The following is a 14,998-nucleotide window of genomic DNA, read 5'->3' as shown; positions in this document are numbered from 1 at the left end:
ACACCAGGACTGACCTATGGAATACCTCTTACAACTGGCCGCCAGCCCGACCGCGTGGATCGCGCTGGCCACCCTGATCGTCATGGAGATCGTGCTGGGGATCGACAACCTGATCTTTATCTCGATCCTTACCAACAAGTTGCCGGTGCAACACCGGGCCAAGGCCCGTCGCATCGGCATCAGCATGGCATTGATCCTGCGTCTGGGCCTGTTGAGCACCATTGCCTTTATCGTGCAGTTGACCGAGCCGGTCATCGATATCCTGGGGCAGTCGTTCTCCTGGAAGGACATGATCCTGATCGCCGGTGGCCTGTTCCTGGTGTGGAAGGCGACCACCGAGATCCATCACAGCATGGACCCTGAGAAGGAGCATGTGGACAGCGGTGCACCGAGCGTGAGCCTGGGCTTCGCTTCGGCGATTGGCCAGATCCTGTTGCTGGACCTGGTGTTCTCCATCGACAGCATCATCACCGCCGTGGGCATGACCGAGCACTTGCCGATCATGATCATTGCCGTAGTGGTCTCGGTAATCGTGATGCTGGTGGCGGCCGAGCCGTTGGCCAAGTTCATCAACGAGAACCCGACTATTGTGATGTTGGCCTTGGGCTTCCTCATCATGATCGGCATGACGTTGATCGCCGAAGGCTTCGGCGCCCATGTGCCAAAAGGCTATGTGTACGCGGCCATGGCGTTCTCGGCGGCTATCGAGTGCCTGAACATGATGCGACGCAACCGGCATAAACGCCTCGCTGCCAAACAGTAAACGCTGACAAGAAAGGCCGGCTGCGCTCATCAGAGCCCAGCCGGCCTTTTGCTGTCTGCTAGAATCCGTCCACTTGACGCCTTGAGGGATACCCATGAACGAGCCGATTCGCCTGACCCAATACAGCCACGGTGCTGGTTGCGGTTGCAAAATCTCACCTCAGGTACTGGAAGTGATCCTCGCCGGCAGTGGCGCGCAGAACCTCGACCCCAAGCTTTGGGTAGGCAACGCCTCCCGCGATGACGCCGCTGTATATGCCATCGACGACGAGCGCGGCGTGGTGTCTACCACCGATTTTTTCATGCCGATTGTCGATGATCCCTTCGACTTCGGCCGTATTGCTGCCACCAACGCCATCAGCGATATCTACGCCATGGGCGGCGATCCGTTGATGGCCATCGCGATTCTCGGCTGGCCGGTCAACGTGCTGGCCCCGGAAATTGCCCGGGAAGTGATTCGCGGCGGTCGCTCCGTGTGTGACGCTGCCGGGATTCCCCTGGCCGGTGGCCACTCCATCGACGCCCCCGAGCCGATCTTCGGCCTGGCCGTCACCGGGCTGGTGGAAAAGCGCCACATGAAGCGCAACGACACCGCCACCGCCGGTTGTCAGCTGTACCTGACCAAACCCTTGGGTATCGGCATCCTCACCACCGCCGAAAAGAAGGGCAAGTTGCGCGAGGCTGACATCGGCCTGGCCCGTGACTGGATGTGCACCCTCAACAAACCCGGCAGCCGGTTTGGCAAGCTGGCCGGTGTCACAGCCATGACCGACGTCACCGGTTTTGGGCTGTTGGGCCATCTGGTGGAAATGGCCGACGGCAGCCAGCTAACGGCCCGCATCGAATACGAAAAAGTCCCACGCCTGCCCGGGGTTGAGTACTACCTGGAGCAGGGCTGCGTGCCCGGCGGCACCTTGCGCAACTTCGACAGCTACGCCAGCAAGCTGGGGCGCCTGAACGAACTGCACAAACGCGTGCTGTGCGACCCGCAAACCAGCGGCGGCCTGCTGGTGGCGGTCACGCCCGAAGGCAATGCCGAATTCCTCGCCGTGGCGGCGGAACTGGGCCTTAACCTTCAGCCGATCGGCGAACTGGTTGAGCGACAGACCAACGCGGTAGAGGTGTTCTGATGCCAATCGACATCACCGATTACCGCGACATCTTTCTCAACGACCGGCCGATGATGGATACCCGCGCGCCGATCGAGTTCATCAAAGGCGCGTTTCCCGGGGTGATCAACTTGCCGTTGATGACCGACGATGAGCGCGAACGGGTGGGCACCTGTTACAAGCAGCAAGGCCAGCAGGCGGCCATTGTTCTCGGTCACGAACTGGTGTCCGGGGCGGTGAAGGCGCAACGTATCGAACACTGGGCGCGCTTCGCCCAGGCCAATCCTGATGGTTTGCTGTACTGCTTTCGCGGCGGAATGCGTTCGCAGATTGCCCAGCAATGGTTGAAAACCGAGGCGGGTATCGACTATCCGCGAGTGGGCGGTGGCTACAAAGCCATGCGAACCTTCCTGCTCGACACCGTTGAAAGCGCCACTGCGCAATGCGACTTCGTGTTGCTGGGCGGCATGACCGGCACCGGCAAGACCGAAGTGCTCGGCCAGTTGAACAACGCCCTGGACCTGGAAGGCCACGCCAACCATCGCGGTTCCAGCTTCGGCAAGCGCGCCACGGCGCAACCCTCCAACATCGACTTCGAAAACCGCCTGGCCGTGGACCTGCTGAAAAATCGTGCCGCCGGTATCGAGCAGTTCGTGGTCGAGGATGAGAGCCGCATGATCGGCAGTTGCGCGCTGCCATTGCCCTTGCACAAGGGCATGCAGGGCTTTCCGATGGTCTGGCTCGAAGACAGCGTTGAAGGCCGCGTGGAGCGCATCCTGAAGGATTATGTGGTGGACCTCTGCGCCGAATTTGTCGCGGTGTTTGGCGACACTGGCCAGGAACTGTTTGCCGAACGCCTGACCCAGAGCCTGGGCAATATCCACAAGCGCCTGGGCGGCGAGCGCTTTGCGCGGTTGCACGCCATCATGCAGGACGCCTTGGCGGAGCAAGCTCGCAGCGGTGCGGTGGAGTTGCACCGTGGCTGGATTGAGGGGTTGTTGCGTGAGTATTACGACCCGATGTACGCCTTTCAGCGGGAAAGCAAAGGTGCGCGCATCGAGTTTGCGGGAGAGCAAACGGCGGTGGTGGAGTATTTCCGGGACAGGCTCGCTCGGCGTAAGTAATTGATTGAGTTTGCCGGCCCTTTCGCGAGCAAGCCCGCTCCCACATTTTGACCGCATTCCTACTGGATAAACGCGGTCGAATGTGGGAGCGGGCTTGCTCGCGAAGAGGCCCTCGAACTCACCCACTCACTACAGGATAAACGCCCCGATCAGGCCACACACCACACCCATCAGCATGGTCAAACCGGCCACAGTCACCAGCACCCGCGCATCGAAGTCCTTGCGCAGCATCAGCAGCGACGGCAGGCTCACGCTCGGCAGGGTCATCAGCAACGCCACGGCCGGGCCGGTGCCCATGCCGAGGGTCATCATGGTCTGCACAATCGGGATTTCGGCGGCGGTCGGGATCACAAACAACGTGCCGACAATCGCCAGCGGCACCAGCCACACCAGGCTGTTGGCCATGGCGCCGTCAACGTGGGGAAACAGCCAGACCCGCGCCGCGCCGAGGATCAGCACTGCCAGGATGTACACCGGAATCGTGCTCCAGAACAGCTGCCACAGGGTGCGCAGCCAGCGGCTCAGGAACGGTTCGGTTTCGGTATGGCTGGCCTGGGCCACCGCGTCCAGCGCCGCTTCAGGCACCTGCTCCGGCCGCGCAATACGCTGCGCCACCAGCGACACACCCACCACCAGCACGATCCCGGCCACCAACCGCAGCGCGGTAAAGCCCCAGCCCAGCACAAAGCCCATGAACACCAGGGTTGCCGGGTTCAGCACCGGGTTGGCAATCCAGAACGCCAGCGCCGCGCCGACCGACACCTGTTGGCGGCGCATGCCGGCGGCCACTGGTGCGGCGCAGCAACTGCACATCATCCCCGGCAACGCGAACAGCCCACCGCGCAGGGTGGAGCCCAGCCCGGCACGACCAAACAGGCGCAACAGCCAGTCCCGCGGGATCAGCACTTGCAGCAATGAGCCAAGAATGACCGCCAGCACGGCGGCTTTCCAGATCGCCAGGAAATACACCTGGGCATAGGCCAATGCGGCGGCCAGCGGCGCGCTTTGCTGGTCATTGAGAATCGACGCGCCGATGCTGTGGTTGTCTGCCGCAATAAACGCCTTGGCGTAGTAGGGCGACCACTTCACGTAGTAGAGGCCGATGCAGGCCACCAGCAGGAACAGCGCTGGTTTCCACCAGAAGGACCAGCCCCGTGCAGGCTGGGTGGAGGAGAGGTTGGACATGTGGATGATCCGCAGCTGAGTCAATAGCGCAGCATCATACGCTGTGGCACTCAGATATCGGCGCTAACCTGCGTTGCATCCGGGCAACTCTTCTCGCCGTTGTCCAGCCCTTGTTTGTAATTGCGGCTCAGCAGCGTGGCCTTGCCGTTGTGCCAGGTCAGCGTCAGCACGTACAAGGTGTCGAAATCACTGCCGGACCAATCGTCGGTAATCACATGTTTTTCGCCTACCGCTTCACTGGCCACCTTGTTGATCAACTCCGGCAGGTAGCCGTGGGACCAGGCGGTGTAGATCACGGCGTTGTGGTACTTGTCTTCCACCAGCTCATCGGCGAGGGCGCTGGTGTCATTGGCCGAGAAGTTTATGTTCACCGGCAACCCGAGCTTGATGGCGCTGGGGCTGATGGTCATCAGTGGGCGGATGTAGCTGTAGGAGTTGTCTTTCTCGCCTTCCTCGACATTGCGGGTCGGGTTGGCGGCAAACACAAAGTCAGCCTTGCCGAATTTTTCCGGCAGGACGCTGGCCAGGTTCATCGCGCGGTTCAAACCCTGGCAATTGAGCTGGCCGAGGCCGCCGGCGGGTTTTTCGGCGTGGCGCAGGAACACCAGGGTTTGCACGCCGTCGACCTGCTGGGCGCGGCTGATTCTGGATTCCAGGGTCAGGCCGACCGCGGTGCCTACCAGCAATACCGGCAGCAGGATGTAGGAGTAGCGTTTCAGGCGTTTCGCAAGGCACAGAGGCTTGATAGTCATTGAGGCTCGAGTCTTCGTGCAGCGGGTTAAGGCGGACAAGCCAGGTGTTCCGTGTCGTGAAAGTGGCTTCCTTGGGGGCGCACTTAAGAGTGCGCCCGGGCACTTTGGTTCGTTCCGGGTGGACAATGGGGCGGCATCCCTGCCGATTGCAGGAGATTAACCGGCGGATGTTGCGGATTTAAGTCGGGTGCACGCCGACCGTTCAGCCACTACTATCAGGGTTTTAACAGGGCTTTTGCGATGAACTCACTGACAGACTTTCCCATCACCGCCAAATGGCCGGCCCGGCATCCCGAGCGCCTGCAGCTCTATTCCTTGCCGACGCCCAACGGGGTGAAGGTGTCGATCATGCTGGAGGAGCTCGGGTTGCCTTACGAGGCGCATAAGGTCAGCTTCGAGACCCAGGACCAGCTGTCCGCCGAATTCATGTCGCTGAACCCCAACAACAAGTTCCCGGCGATCATCGACCCCAATGGCCCCGGCGGCCAGGCGCTGGGCTTGTTCGAATCGGGCGCGATCCTGATCTACCTTGCCGAAAAGAGCGGCGAGTTGCTGCCCGAAGACCCGGCAATGCGTTATGAGACGATCCAGTGGCTGATGTTCCAGATGGCCGGTATCGGGCCGATGTTTGGCCAGGTTGGGTTCTTCAACAAATTCGCCGGCGCGGCCTACGAGGACAAACGCCCGCGTGACCGCTACGTCGCCGAGGCGCGCCGCTTGCTGGAGGTGCTGGAAAAGCGCCTGCTGGGCCGCACCTGGATCATGGGCGACGAGTACAGCATCGCTGACATCGCCACCTTTCCGTGGGTTCGCAACCTGATTGGCTTCTACGAGTCCGGCGACCTGGTAGGCATCACCGACTTCCCGAACGTGCTGCGGGCACTGGACGGGTTCGTCGCCCGGCCCGCAGTGATCCGTGGCTTGAACATCCCGGCATAAGGACCTGCATGCCTTCTTTCGACTTCAAACAGCTCGACGTCTTCAGCAACGTGGCCTTAAAGGGCAACCCGCTGGCGGTGGTGCTGGGCGCCGACAGCCTGAGCGACCAGCAAATGGCGGATTTCGCCAACTGGACCAACCTCAGTGAGACCACGTTCTTGCTCAAGCCCTGTGATCCACGGGCGGACTACCGCGTAAGAATCTTCACCACCCTGCAGGAACTGCCGTTTGCCGGCCATCCGACCCTCGGCAGTTGCCATGCCTGGTTGCAGGCCGGCGGCCAACCTGCAGGCGAGGAGATCATCCAGGAGTGTGAGATTGGCCTGGTGCGCATCCGCCGCCAGGGAGATGAACTGGCGTTTATTGCGCCACCACTGCTGCGCTCCGGCCCGCTGGAGAGCGAGTTGGTTGAGCGCGTGCGGCGGGGACTGGGCCTTGGCCCCGGGGCGATTGTGCGTAGCCAGTGGGTGGATAACGGCGCAGGTTGGCTGGCGGTCATGCTGGAGGATCGCGAGCAGGTACTGGCGCTGCATCCGGATTACTCGCAGTTGCAGGGTCTGGCCGTGGGCGTGATCGCCCCGTGGAACCCCGGGCGGGACGGTGACGAGGCGCAATTTGAAGTGCGGGCCTTCATTGCCGGCGACGGTGCCCCGGAAGACCCGGCCACCGGCAGCCTGAACGCCGGTGTCGCCCAGTGGTTGCTCGGCGAAGGCCTGGCGCCCAGCCGCTATGTGGTCAGCCAGGGCACCGCCATGGGCCGCGCCGGGCGAATCCACGTCGAACAGAGCGGCGAGGAAATCTGGGTCGGCGGCGCGGTGGCCGTTTGCATTGACGGGCGTGTACAGCTCTAGATCAATGCAATTGTTACCAGGCCTGCAATAAACTGTTCCGCACTTGGCGTTTGTGCTCTGCGGTGCACGAGGCATAAGCTTTCGCCCCAACGTTTTTTCGTCCTGCCTTTTTCAGGAGCATCAATGTCCAGCCAGTTCCCCGAAGCCCGTCCACGCCGCCTGCGCCGCTCTCCAGAGTTGCGTGGCCTGTTCCAGGAAAGCGAATTCACCCTCAATGACCTGGTGCTGCCGATCTTCGTTGAAGAAGAAATCGACGACTTCGTACCGATCACCAGCATGCCCGGGGTGCAGCGCATTCCCGAGTCGAAACTGGCCGGTGAGATCGAGCGCTATGCGAAAGCCGGGATCAAGTCGGTGATGACCTTCGGTGTGTCCCATCACCTTGACGCCTCCGGCAGCGACACCTGGCAAGAGCGTGGCCTGGTCTCGCGCATGTCCTCGATCATCAAGGATGCGGTGCCGGAAATGATTGTGATGTCCGACACCTGTTTCTGCGAGTACACCGACCACGGCCATTGCGGCGTGATGCACGGCGCTGAGGTCGACAATGACCGCACCCTGGTCAACCTCGGCAAGCAAGCCGTGGCCGCCGCCCGCGCCGGTGCCGATGTGATTGCGCCATCCGCTGCAATGGACGGACAGGTCCAGGCCATTCGCCGTGCGTTGGATGAAGCAGGCTTCAGCCATATTCCGATCATGGCTTACTCCACCAAATTTGCCTCGGCCCTCTACGGCCCGTTCCGCGAAGCCGGCGGCAGCGCGCTCAAGGGCGACCGCAAGAGCTACCAGATGAACCCGATGAACCGCCGCGAAGCGGTGCGCGAGTCGTTGCTGGATGAGCAGGAAGGCGCGGATGCGCTGATGGTCAAGCCGGCCGGCGCGTACCTGGACATCATCCGCGACATCCGCGAAGCCTCGCGTTTGCCGGTGGCGGCGTACCAGGTGAGCGGCGAGTACGCGATGATCAAGTTCGGTGCCCAGGCAGGCGCGATCGATGAAGCCCGCGTGGTTCGGGAAACCCTGGGGTCGATCAAGCGCGCTGGTGCGGACTTGATCTTCACCTACTTTGCGATGGACCTGGCACTCGCCGGGATCTAAGTAACCTGTGGCGAGGGAGCTTGCTCCCGCTGGACTGCGTAGCAGGCCCATTTTCAGGGCCGCTGCGCGCCCCAGCGGGAGCAAGCTCCCTCGCCACAAGAAGTCTGTTCGCGGCTGCTTGCAACTTAGCGCTGGGCAAACGCCAGGTTCAGCCCCAACCCCGCAAACGCCGCCGCAAAACTGCGGCGCAGCCAGTTTTGTACGCGTGGTGATTCGATCACTGCGCGGCGGAATACATTGGCCAGCAGGCCATAAATCACAAACACCGCAAACGTCATCGCCATGAACACACTGCTTAGCAACAGCATTTGCAGGGCGGGTGCGCTCGCGCCCGGGGTGACGAATTGCGGCAGGAACGCCAGGAAGAAAATCGTCAGCTTGGGGTTCAGGATATTCAGCAACAGGCCCCGCACCATCAGGCTGCGGGCGCTGGCAATCGTCGGTGTGTCGTTCATGGCAAAGGCCGAGCGGTCGCGCCAGGTGGCGTAGGCGAGGTACAGCAAGTAGGCGGCGCCGGCATACTTCAGGGCTTCGAACGCCAGGGCACTGGTGTGCAGCAGGGCGGACAGGCCAAGTACCGAGGCCAACAAGTGCGGGACGATCCCGGCGGTGCAGCCCAGCGCGGCGAACACACTGGCACGCTTGCCGGCGGTCAGCCCGGTGGACACCGTGAAGATGACGCCGGTGCCGGGAATCAGCACGACGATCAGGCAGGTGATCAGAAAGTTCAGGCTAAGCATGGCATCCAAACTCCTTGTAGGAGCGACGGGTGCCTGATCCTTTCACGTCCTGGTTTTTTTGGCGAGAGCAGCAGGTCGGCGAACCCCGCTTAGACTTACCGGTCGATATCTGCCAAGACTGGCCCATCGTCACCCAAGGAAGCCCCATGCATTCATCTCGCCTGATCCTGTGCCTCACCACCTTGCTGGTGCTGGCCGGCTGCTCCAGCCAGCGCACCCAGCAATTGCCCGAGCGCAGCGAAGCCGAGGTAAAGGCGCAGATCGTGCGGCTGATGCCGGCCAGCGTGCCGGATCGTGGCGGCTGGGCCCAGGACATCTTCACCGCCTTCAATACGCAGAAAATCTACCCCAGTACCGAAAACATCTGCGCCGTGCTGGCCGTGACCGAGCAGGAGTCCACCTATCAGGTCGACCCGCCGGTACCGAACATGGGCAAGATCGCCCAGGACGAAATCCTGCGCCGCGCCGCTAAAGTCCATGTGCCGGCGGTGCTGGTGCGCACGGCGCTGCAACTGCGCTCGCCCACCGGCAAGTCCTACGCCGAGCGCTTGAACGCTGCGCGTACCGAGCGGGATTTGAGTGGGATCTTTGACGACTTCATCAGCGTCGTGCCCTTGGGCAAGACGTTGTTTGGCGGCTTCAACCCGGTGCATACCGCAGGCCCGATGCAGGTCAGCATCGATTTCGCACAGAAGCAGGCGCGGGGCTATCCCTACAGCGTGGATGGCAGCATCCGTCGGGAAGTGTTTACCCGCCGCGGCGGCATGTACTTTGGCATCACCCATTTGCTGGGCTACCCGGTGAACTACGACCAGACGCTGTACCGTTTCGCCGATTTCAATGCGGGTTGGTATGCCAGCCGCAATGCGGCTTTCCAGGCGGCGGTCAGCCGGGTCTCGGGGACCACGCTGGCGCTGGACGGTGATTTGATCAACTACGGCTCGTTCCTGCCAGGCACCACCGAGCTGGCAGTGCGCTCACTGGGCAAGGCGCTGGACATGCGCAACCCGAGTATCCGCAGCCAGCTGGAGCAGGGCGAGCGCCTGGATTTTGAAGACACCACCCTTTACCAGCGTGTGTTCGCCCTGGCCGACAAGGCCGCCGGCAAACCGGTGCCGCGAGCCATCCTGCCGGGCATCGTGCTGAAGAGTCCGAAGATCACCCGCAACCTCACCACCGCCTGGTTCGCCAAGCGCGTGGATGAGCGTTATCAGCGTTGCATGAAGCGTTAGGGGCGGCGCTTGACCAACTTGCGCCACAGCCACACCCACAGCCACAGCACCGGGAAGGCCAGGATCACGAACGGCAATACATAGCTGGCGCGCTCCAGGGCGTCGGCGGTGCCGTCCACCAGGTTTTCGCCCAGGTTGCTGAACATGCGGCTCAGGCGTGACTGCTGTTGCAGGCCGTCGGAGGTGCTGAAATTCAGGGTCACGCGGTTGGTGTCCAGGCGACGCTTTTGGCCTGCGGCGGCCTGGGCCAGCTCCTGCAGGTCGTTTTCGATATTCGCCTGCTCCTTGCTCAAGGTGATCAGGTCGCCCACGGTGATGTCCTTGCGCTTGGCCAGTTCATCCAGGCGCTGCTGCTGGGCCAGCAACCGCTCCTGACGACGCTGCACATCGGCGACTGCATCGGCCAGGTCTTCGGCAGTGGTGATCCGCTGCCCCAGCTTGCCGCCTTCGGCCGCCATGGCCACTAACGGTTCAACGCCGGCAGGTGCAATGCGCAGCACCATCTGGCCGCCGTCGCTGTCTTGCTTGATACCGAGAATATTGCACGCGCCGAACCGCGCCGACTCGCAGGCTTCGCGGGTGGCCTGCATGCGCGGTGCGAGCAGGGCGACGGGCAGCGACAGGCTCAGCTCATGCTCGTAGGCCAGTTGCGCCCCGGCCTTGCCTTGTTCGCCGCTGATGACCGTGGCTTCGGAATGGCCTTTGGGCGAGCAGCCGGCCAAGACCAGCAGCATCAGTAGCAGAGAGGTTTTGCCGTCCGGGTGGCGCATTGCAGTTCCTTGAGGTGTGCAAAAGTGGCGATTAAACCGGGTCCGGCGGATTAACGCAAAGCATCGTGAAGGATTTGCAGCGCTGATCTTGATAGTCGTCGCCCAAGGGCTGGGGTACACCTCAAGGCTCATTCCAGGGAAGAATCCGCCATGACTGCCCATGTTATCCCCGAAGGTTTTGTCCCGTTGTCTCGCAGCAGCCCTTTGTTAGACCTGCTGGGCCCGGTGTACTGCCGTGGTGAAGGGGTGCAGCTGGAGATTGGCCTGCGTGCGGACAACCGCCATGCCAATGGGCGCGGCACCGTGCATGGCGGCGTGTTGGCCACCCTGGCGGATGTGGGGATGGGCTACGCCATGGCCTTTTCCAGTGAGCCGCCGCTGCCGTTGATCACGGCGAGCATGACTCTGGATTATCTCGGCGCGGTGCAGGTGGGGGAGTGGATCGAGGTGCGGTTGGAACACCACAAGCGTGGGCGGCAGATGGCATTTGCCACGGTCAGCGTGCAGGTCGGGGAAAAGGTGGTAGTGCGGGCAAATGCGGTGTTTGCGGTGCCCCAGGTGCGGGACTGACCGATCGCAGTCCTGTGGCGAGGGGGCTTGTCCCCCGTTGGGCCGCGCAGCGGCCCCTGAACCCCGCGCTGAAGTTCTACCTGAAACACCGAGGTCAATGTATTGGGGCTGCTGCGCGGCCCAACGGGGGACAAGCCCCCTCGCCACAGTCGGGCCTTCTACCTGTTGCTCTGGGAAATCAGCTGCGCTCGAGCGCCAGTGCTACACCCTGACCGCCACCAATGCACAGTGTGGCCAGGCCTTTCTTGGCGTCGCGCTTGATCATTTCATGCAGCAGGGTCACCAGCACGCGGCAGCCTGATGCACCAATCGGGTGGCCGATGGCAATCGCGCCGCCATTGACGTTGACCTTCGACGCGTCCCACTCCAGCTCTTTGCCCACCGCCAGTGACTGCGCGGCGAAGGCTTCGTTGGCTTCGATCAGGTCCAGGTCGCCCAGGCTCCAGCCGGCCTTGTCCAGGCAGCGGCGGGTGGCCGATACCGGGCCAATGCCCATGATCGCGGGATCGACGCCGGCGTTGGCGTAGCTGGCGATGCGTGCCAGTACCGGCAGGCCCAGGGCCTTGGCTTTGTCCGCACTCATCAACAGCACTGCAGCCGCACCGTCGTTGAGGCTGGATGCATTGCCGGCGGTGACGGTGCCGTCTTTCTTGAAGGCCGGCTTGAGCTTGGCCAGGGATTCGGCGGTGGTGCCCGCGCGTGGCTGTTCGTCCACGGCGAAGGCCACCGGGTCGCCCTTGCGCTGGGGGATCAGGATCGGCGTGATCTCATCGTTGAAACGACCGGCCTCAATCGCTGCGGTGGCTTTTTGCTGGGAGGCGGCGGCGAAGGCGTCCTGGGCTTCACGGCTGATGCCGTACTTGTCCACCAGGTTCTCGGCGGTGATGCCCATGTGGTAGTCGTTGAACGCGTCCCACAGGCCGTCGGTGATCATGCTGTCGATCATTTTCGCATGGCCCATGCGCAGGCCGGTGCGGGCGGCCGGCAATACGTACGGGGCCAGGCTCATGTTCTCCATGCCGCCGGCGATGATCACCTCGGCGTCACCGCAACGGATCGCTTGTGCGCCGAGGTGCAGGGCCTTGAGGCCCGAGCCGCAGACCTTGTTCAGGGTCAGTGCCGGTACGGCGTGGGGCAGGCCGGCGAGGATCGAGGCCTGGCGGGCCGGGTTCTGGCCGCTGCCGGCAGTGAGCACCTGGCCAAGGATCACTTCGTCCACCAGCGCAGGGTCGATGCCGGTTTGCTCCAGCAGGCGACGGATCACCGCAGCCCCCAGCTCCGGGGCCGGGATGCTCGCCAGCGAACCCTGAAAGCTGCCCACGGCGGTGCGGGTGGCAGCAACAATCACGACGTCTTGCATGGAATCTGTCCTCACTGGAAGTGCATTTCTGGAACGTGGTCCGGGACGATCAGTTTACCGGCTGTCTTGCTGACGATCTCTTCAACACTGACGCCAGGTGCGCGTTCCTTGAGGACGAAAGCGCCATTTTCGATTTCCAGGTAAGCCAGGTCCGTCAGCACGCGCTTGATGCAGTTGGCACCGGTCAGCGGCAGGCTGCATTGGCTCAGCAACTTGGATTCACCGTCCTTGGACGCGTGGGTCATGATCACGATGATGTTCTCGGCACCGGCCACCAGGTCCATCGCGCCGCCCATGCCCTTGACCAGCTTGCCGGGGATCATCCACGAGGCGATGTTGCCTTGCACGTCGACTTCAAACGCGCCAAGCACGGTCAGGTCGACGTGGCCGCCGCGAATCATCGCGAAGGACTCGGCCGAGGAGAAGATCGACGCGCCAATGCGCGCGGTGACGGTCTGTTTGCCGGCGTTGATCATGTCGGCATCGATGGTTTCTTCAGTCGGAAACGGACCCATGCCCAGCAGGCCGTTTTCCGACTGCAGCATCACTTCCATGCCTTCGGGGATGTAGTTGGCTACCAGGGTCGGAATGCCGATACCGAGGTTGACGTAGAAACCGTCCTGCATTTCGCGGGCGACGCGTTGAGCCATTTGTTCGCGGGTAAGAGCCATTGTTTGTCTCCTTATTATTTGGGCTGGTGGATTATTTGCGGAGGGTGCGCTGTTCGATGCGCTTCTCGAAGGTGCCGCAAATGATCCGGTCGACGTAGATCCCTGGGGTATGGATATGCGCCGGGTCCAGCTCGCCCGGTTCGACGATTTCTTCGACTTCGACCACGGTGATCTTGCCGGCAGTGGCCGCCAGCGGGTTGAAGTTCTGGGCGGTGTGGCGGTAGATCACGTTGCCGAAGTGGTCGGCTTTCCAGCCTTTGACGATGGCGAAGTCGCCGGTGATGGATTCTTCCATCAGGTACGGGCGACCGTTGAATTCGCGGGTTTCCTTGCCTTCGGCGACTGGCGTGCCGACGCCGGTGGCGGTGAAGAACGCCGGGATGCCGGCACCGCCTGCGCGCAGTTTTTCGGCGAGGGTGCCTTGGGGCGTCAGGACCACTTCGATTTCGCCGCTGAGCAGTTGCTTCTCGAACAGCGCGTTTTCACCGACGTAGGACGCAAAGACCTTGCTGATCTGCTTGCCTTCCAGCAGCAGGCCCAGGCCGAAACCGTCGACGCCGCAGTTGTTGGAAACCACGGTGAGGTTGCGGGTGCCTTTGCGCTTGATTTCCGCGATAAGGTTTTCCGGGATGCCGCACAGGCCAAAACCACCCGCCAGCACCGTCATGCCATCTTCCAGGCCTGCCAGCGCCTCTTCATAGGACGCTACGCGTTTATCAAAACCTGCCATATGCACCTCTTTTATTGTTTGTGGGCCAGCCATATGAACCGAGTGTTGCGCCGACGGATTGATTTGTTAAGTTGTTTTTTAAGGATGATTGATTTAAAAAACAGCATAGTCGTCAGCCATCGAGAGAAGCTTCATGACAGTTAAACAGATGCGCGCCTTTCTTGCCGTGGCCCAGACCCTCAGCTTTGCGGCGGCCTGTGAGCGTTTGCATCTTTCCCAGTCGGCCTTGAGCCTGACCATCAAAGGTCTGGAGGAAGGCCTGGGCGGGCGCTTGTTCAGCCGCAATACACGCAATGTCGCGCTGACCCCCGAAGGTGAATCCCTGCTGCCCCTGGCCCGGCGCCTGATCGCCGATTGGGACAATGCCGAGGATGAGTTGCGCCAGCGTTTCACCTTGCAGCGCGGTCGGGTGACGGTGGCAGCGATGCCGTCGTTTGCCGGGAACCTGCTGCCGCCGATCCTGAAGATTTTTCGGGCGCGCTATCCCCAGGTCAACGTGACGGTCAATGACGTGATCAACGAGCAGGTGCTGGAAATGGTCCGGGATCGCCAGGTGGAACTGGGCGTGGCGTTTGAGCCTACGGAAAGCTCGTCGCTCGTGTTTACCCCGCTGTATGTGGATCGCTTTGTCGCGGTAGTGCCCGGTGACTCGGCGTTGGCGCGCCGGTCCGATATCGACTGGCACACCCTGCTGGAACAACCCTTCATCACCTTGCAGCGCCCCTCCACGGTGCGGGTGATGCTTGAAGAACACCTGAAGGCGCTCGACATGAAGCTGCCCGTGGCCCTGGAGAGTCATCAACTGGCGACGGTGGGCAAGATGGTTGCCAGTGGCTTGGGTGTCAGTGCGGTGCCGGCGCTGTGTGCGCGACAAATGCAGGAGGCAGGTGCCCACTGCATCACCTTGAGCGATCCGGTGATTGAACGGCCGATTGGTGTATTGACCAAGCCCGGTCACGAACTTTCGGCGGCGGCCCAGGCCATGTTTGATATCTTTCGCGATGAAGCAGGGAAGGGGCGTTTTCCAGCTTTGCTGCAATAACAGCCGGCCATAAAAAAGCCTGCTCGTTTAAGCGAGCAGGCTCAAGTAATCAGTGCGTAGTTA

The 14,998-nt window shown here is 62.1% G+C and carries 16 protein-coding genes; 9 read left to right on the top strand and 7 right to left on the bottom strand.

All coding sequences use genetic code 11. The features are described from left to right. Positions 1–16: 16 nt before the first annotated feature. From HBJ59_RS08850 to mnmH, 3 genes are all read left to right on the top strand, one after another. On the top strand, positions 17–763 hold the full coding sequence (locus HBJ59_RS08850; RefSeq protein ID WP_076016875.1) for a TerC family protein: 747 nt from the start codon (positions 17–19) through the stop codon (positions 761–763). A gap of 94 nt (positions 764–857) precedes the next feature. Further along, positions 858–1,892 carry a selenide, water dikinase SelD gene (gene selD / locus HBJ59_RS08845; protein WP_076016876.1) on the top strand — a complete coding sequence of 345 codons (1,035 nt, stop codon included), beginning with the start codon at positions 858–860 and terminating at the stop codon, positions 1,890–1,892. Further along, a complete protein-coding gene (gene mnmH, locus HBJ59_RS08840; RefSeq protein WP_167663294.1) occupies positions 1,892–2,995 on the top strand; it encodes a tRNA 2-selenouridine(34) synthase MnmH in 1,104 nt (367 codons plus the stop codon). The genes selD and mnmH overlap by 1 nt, the downstream gene beginning before the upstream one ends. A 129-nt stretch (positions 2,996–3,124) precedes the next feature. Here mnmH and HBJ59_RS08835 read toward each other — a convergent pair whose 3' ends face one another. Next, positions 3,125–4,180, bottom strand: a complete 1,056-nt coding sequence (locus HBJ59_RS08835) for a permease (RefSeq protein WP_167663293.1) — start codon at positions 4,178–4,180, stop codon at positions 3,125–3,127. Between the two features lie 50 nt (positions 4,181–4,230). After that, positions 4,231–4,932 (bottom strand): histidine phosphatase family protein, encoded by a 702-nt coding sequence (locus HBJ59_RS08830; protein WP_167663292.1) that lies wholly within the window; start codon positions 4,930–4,932, stop codon positions 4,231–4,233. A gap of 240 nt (positions 4,933–5,172) precedes the next feature. On the opposite strand from HBJ59_RS08830, the gene HBJ59_RS08825 reads away from it, so the two are divergent. The 3 genes from HBJ59_RS08825 (at position 5,173) to hemB (ending at position 7,820) form a co-directional block, all read left to right on the top strand. Next, entirely contained in the window at positions 5,173–5,871 is a 699-nt protein-coding gene (locus HBJ59_RS08825; protein WP_167663291.1) for a glutathione S-transferase N-terminal domain-containing protein, read from the top strand. A gap of 8 nt (positions 5,872–5,879) precedes the next feature. Continuing rightward, a complete protein-coding gene (locus HBJ59_RS08820) occupies positions 5,880–6,722 on the top strand; it encodes a PhzF family phenazine biosynthesis protein (RefSeq protein ID WP_167663290.1) in 843 nt (280 codons plus the stop codon). 123 nt (positions 6,723–6,845) lie between these two features. Further along, a complete protein-coding gene (gene hemB / locus HBJ59_RS08815) occupies positions 6,846–7,820 on the top strand; it encodes a porphobilinogen synthase (RefSeq protein ID WP_003211635.1) in 975 nt (324 codons plus the stop codon). 125 nt (positions 7,821–7,945) lie between these two features. Here the strand turns inward: hemB and HBJ59_RS08810 are convergent, their stop codons facing one another. Further along, on the bottom strand, positions 7,946–8,560 hold the full coding sequence (locus HBJ59_RS08810) for a LysE family translocator (RefSeq protein WP_076016883.1): 615 nt from the start codon (positions 8,558–8,560) through the stop codon (positions 7,946–7,948). A gap of 146 nt (positions 8,561–8,706) precedes the next feature. Between HBJ59_RS08810 and HBJ59_RS08805 the strand changes: the two genes are divergently transcribed. Beyond that, positions 8,707–9,792 (top strand): DUF1615 domain-containing protein, encoded by a 1,086-nt coding sequence (locus HBJ59_RS08805; RefSeq protein ID WP_076016884.1) that lies wholly within the window; start codon positions 8,707–8,709, stop codon positions 9,790–9,792. On the opposite strand, the gene HBJ59_RS08800 is transcribed toward HBJ59_RS08805, so the two are convergent. Beyond that, on the bottom strand, positions 9,789–10,562 hold the full coding sequence (locus HBJ59_RS08800; protein WP_167663289.1) for a DUF4349 domain-containing protein: 774 nt from the start codon (positions 10,560–10,562) through the stop codon (positions 9,789–9,791). The genes HBJ59_RS08805 and HBJ59_RS08800 overlap by 4 nt on opposite strands. Before the next feature lie 150 nt (positions 10,563–10,712). Here HBJ59_RS08800 and HBJ59_RS08795 point away from each other — a divergent pair, with 150 nt between their 5' ends. Then, complete coding sequence (locus HBJ59_RS08795; protein WP_167663288.1) at positions 10,713–11,132, top strand: PaaI family thioesterase; 420 nt, start codon at positions 10,713–10,715, stop codon at positions 11,130–11,132. A 178-nt stretch (positions 11,133–11,310) separates the two neighbouring features. Here HBJ59_RS08795 and HBJ59_RS08790 read toward each other — a convergent pair whose 3' ends face one another. Genes HBJ59_RS08790 through HBJ59_RS08780 form a run of 3 tightly spaced genes read right to left on the bottom strand, consistent with a single transcriptional unit; the run spans position 11,311 to position 13,893 of the window. Beyond that, positions 11,311–12,492 (bottom strand): acetyl-CoA C-acetyltransferase, encoded by a 1,182-nt coding sequence (locus HBJ59_RS08790; RefSeq protein WP_167663287.1) that lies wholly within the window; start codon positions 12,490–12,492, stop codon positions 11,311–11,313. 11 nt (positions 12,493–12,503) lie between these two features. Beyond that, positions 12,504–13,163: a CoA transferase subunit B gene (locus tag HBJ59_RS08785; RefSeq protein WP_003211625.1), complete on the bottom strand. Its 660-nt coding sequence runs from the start codon at positions 13,161–13,163 to the stop codon at positions 12,504–12,506. A gap of 31 nt (positions 13,164–13,194) precedes the next feature. Continuing rightward, positions 13,195–13,893, bottom strand: coding sequence for a CoA transferase subunit A (locus tag HBJ59_RS08780; RefSeq protein ID WP_063031241.1), 699 nt, complete (start codon positions 13,891–13,893; stop codon positions 13,195–13,197). A gap of 133 nt (positions 13,894–14,026) precedes the next feature. On the opposite strand from HBJ59_RS08780, the gene HBJ59_RS08775 reads away from it, so the two are divergent. Then, positions 14,027–14,935 (top strand): LysR family transcriptional regulator, encoded by a 909-nt coding sequence (locus HBJ59_RS08775; RefSeq protein ID WP_076016888.1) that lies wholly within the window; start codon positions 14,027–14,029, stop codon positions 14,933–14,935. The last annotated feature ends 63 nt before the right edge of the window (positions 14,936–14,998 follow it).

Origin of the sequence: Pseudomonas sp. AN3A02 (assembly GCF_011765255.1) — a bacterium.
Classification (GTDB): domain Bacteria; phylum Pseudomonadota; class Gammaproteobacteria; order Pseudomonadales; family Pseudomonadaceae; genus Aquipseudomonas.
Note: the sequence above shows the minus strand (reverse complement) of the source record. Positions and strands in the feature narration are given on the sequence as shown.

Excerpts from the sequence above, each read along its gene's own strand:
- HBJ59_RS08830 (WP_167663292.1), bottom strand. The coding sequence starts at position 4,932 with ATGACTATCAAGCCTCTGTGCCTTGCGAAACGCCTGAAACGCTACTCC.
- HBJ59_RS08810 (WP_076016883.1), bottom strand. The coding sequence starts at position 8,560 with ATGCTTAGCCTGAACTTTCTGATCACCTGCCTGATCGTCGTGCTGATT.
- HBJ59_RS08790 (WP_167663287.1), bottom strand. The coding sequence starts at position 12,492 with ATGCAAGACGTCGTGATTGTTGCTGCCACCCGCACCGCCGTGGGCAGC.
- HBJ59_RS08820 (WP_167663290.1), top strand. The coding sequence starts at position 5,880 with ATGCCTTCTTTCGACTTCAAACAGCTCGACGTCTTCAGCAACGTGGCC.
- HBJ59_RS08850 (WP_076016875.1), top strand. The coding sequence starts at position 17 with ATGGAATACCTCTTACAACTGGCCGCCAGCCCGACCGCGTGGATCGCG.
- HBJ59_RS08800 (WP_167663289.1), bottom strand. The coding sequence starts at position 10,562 with ATGCGCCACCCGGACGGCAAAACCTCTCTGCTACTGATGCTGCTGGTC.
- HBJ59_RS08775 (WP_076016888.1), top strand. The coding sequence starts at position 14,027 with ATGACAGTTAAACAGATGCGCGCCTTTCTTGCCGTGGCCCAGACCCTC.
- HBJ59_RS08805 (WP_076016884.1), top strand. The coding sequence starts at position 8,707 with ATGCATTCATCTCGCCTGATCCTGTGCCTCACCACCTTGCTGGTGCTG.
- HBJ59_RS08795 (WP_167663288.1), top strand. The coding sequence starts at position 10,713 with ATGACTGCCCATGTTATCCCCGAAGGTTTTGTCCCGTTGTCTCGCAGC.
- HBJ59_RS08825 (WP_167663291.1), top strand. The coding sequence starts at position 5,173 with ATGAACTCACTGACAGACTTTCCCATCACCGCCAAATGGCCGGCCCGG.
- selD (WP_076016876.1), top strand. The coding sequence starts at position 858 with ATGAACGAGCCGATTCGCCTGACCCAATACAGCCACGGTGCTGGTTGC.
- mnmH (WP_167663294.1), top strand. The coding sequence starts at position 1,892 with ATGCCAATCGACATCACCGATTACCGCGACATCTTTCTCAACGACCGG.
- HBJ59_RS08835 (WP_167663293.1), bottom strand. The coding sequence starts at position 4,180 with ATGTCCAACCTCTCCTCCACCCAGCCTGCACGGGGCTGGTCCTTCTGG.
- HBJ59_RS08780 (WP_063031241.1), bottom strand. The coding sequence starts at position 13,893 with ATGGCAGGTTTTGATAAACGCGTAGCGTCCTATGAAGAGGCGCTGGCA.
- hemB (WP_003211635.1), top strand. The coding sequence starts at position 6,846 with ATGTCCAGCCAGTTCCCCGAAGCCCGTCCACGCCGCCTGCGCCGCTCT.
- HBJ59_RS08785 (WP_003211625.1), bottom strand. The coding sequence starts at position 13,163 with ATGGCTCTTACCCGCGAACAAATGGCTCAACGCGTCGCCCGCGAAATG.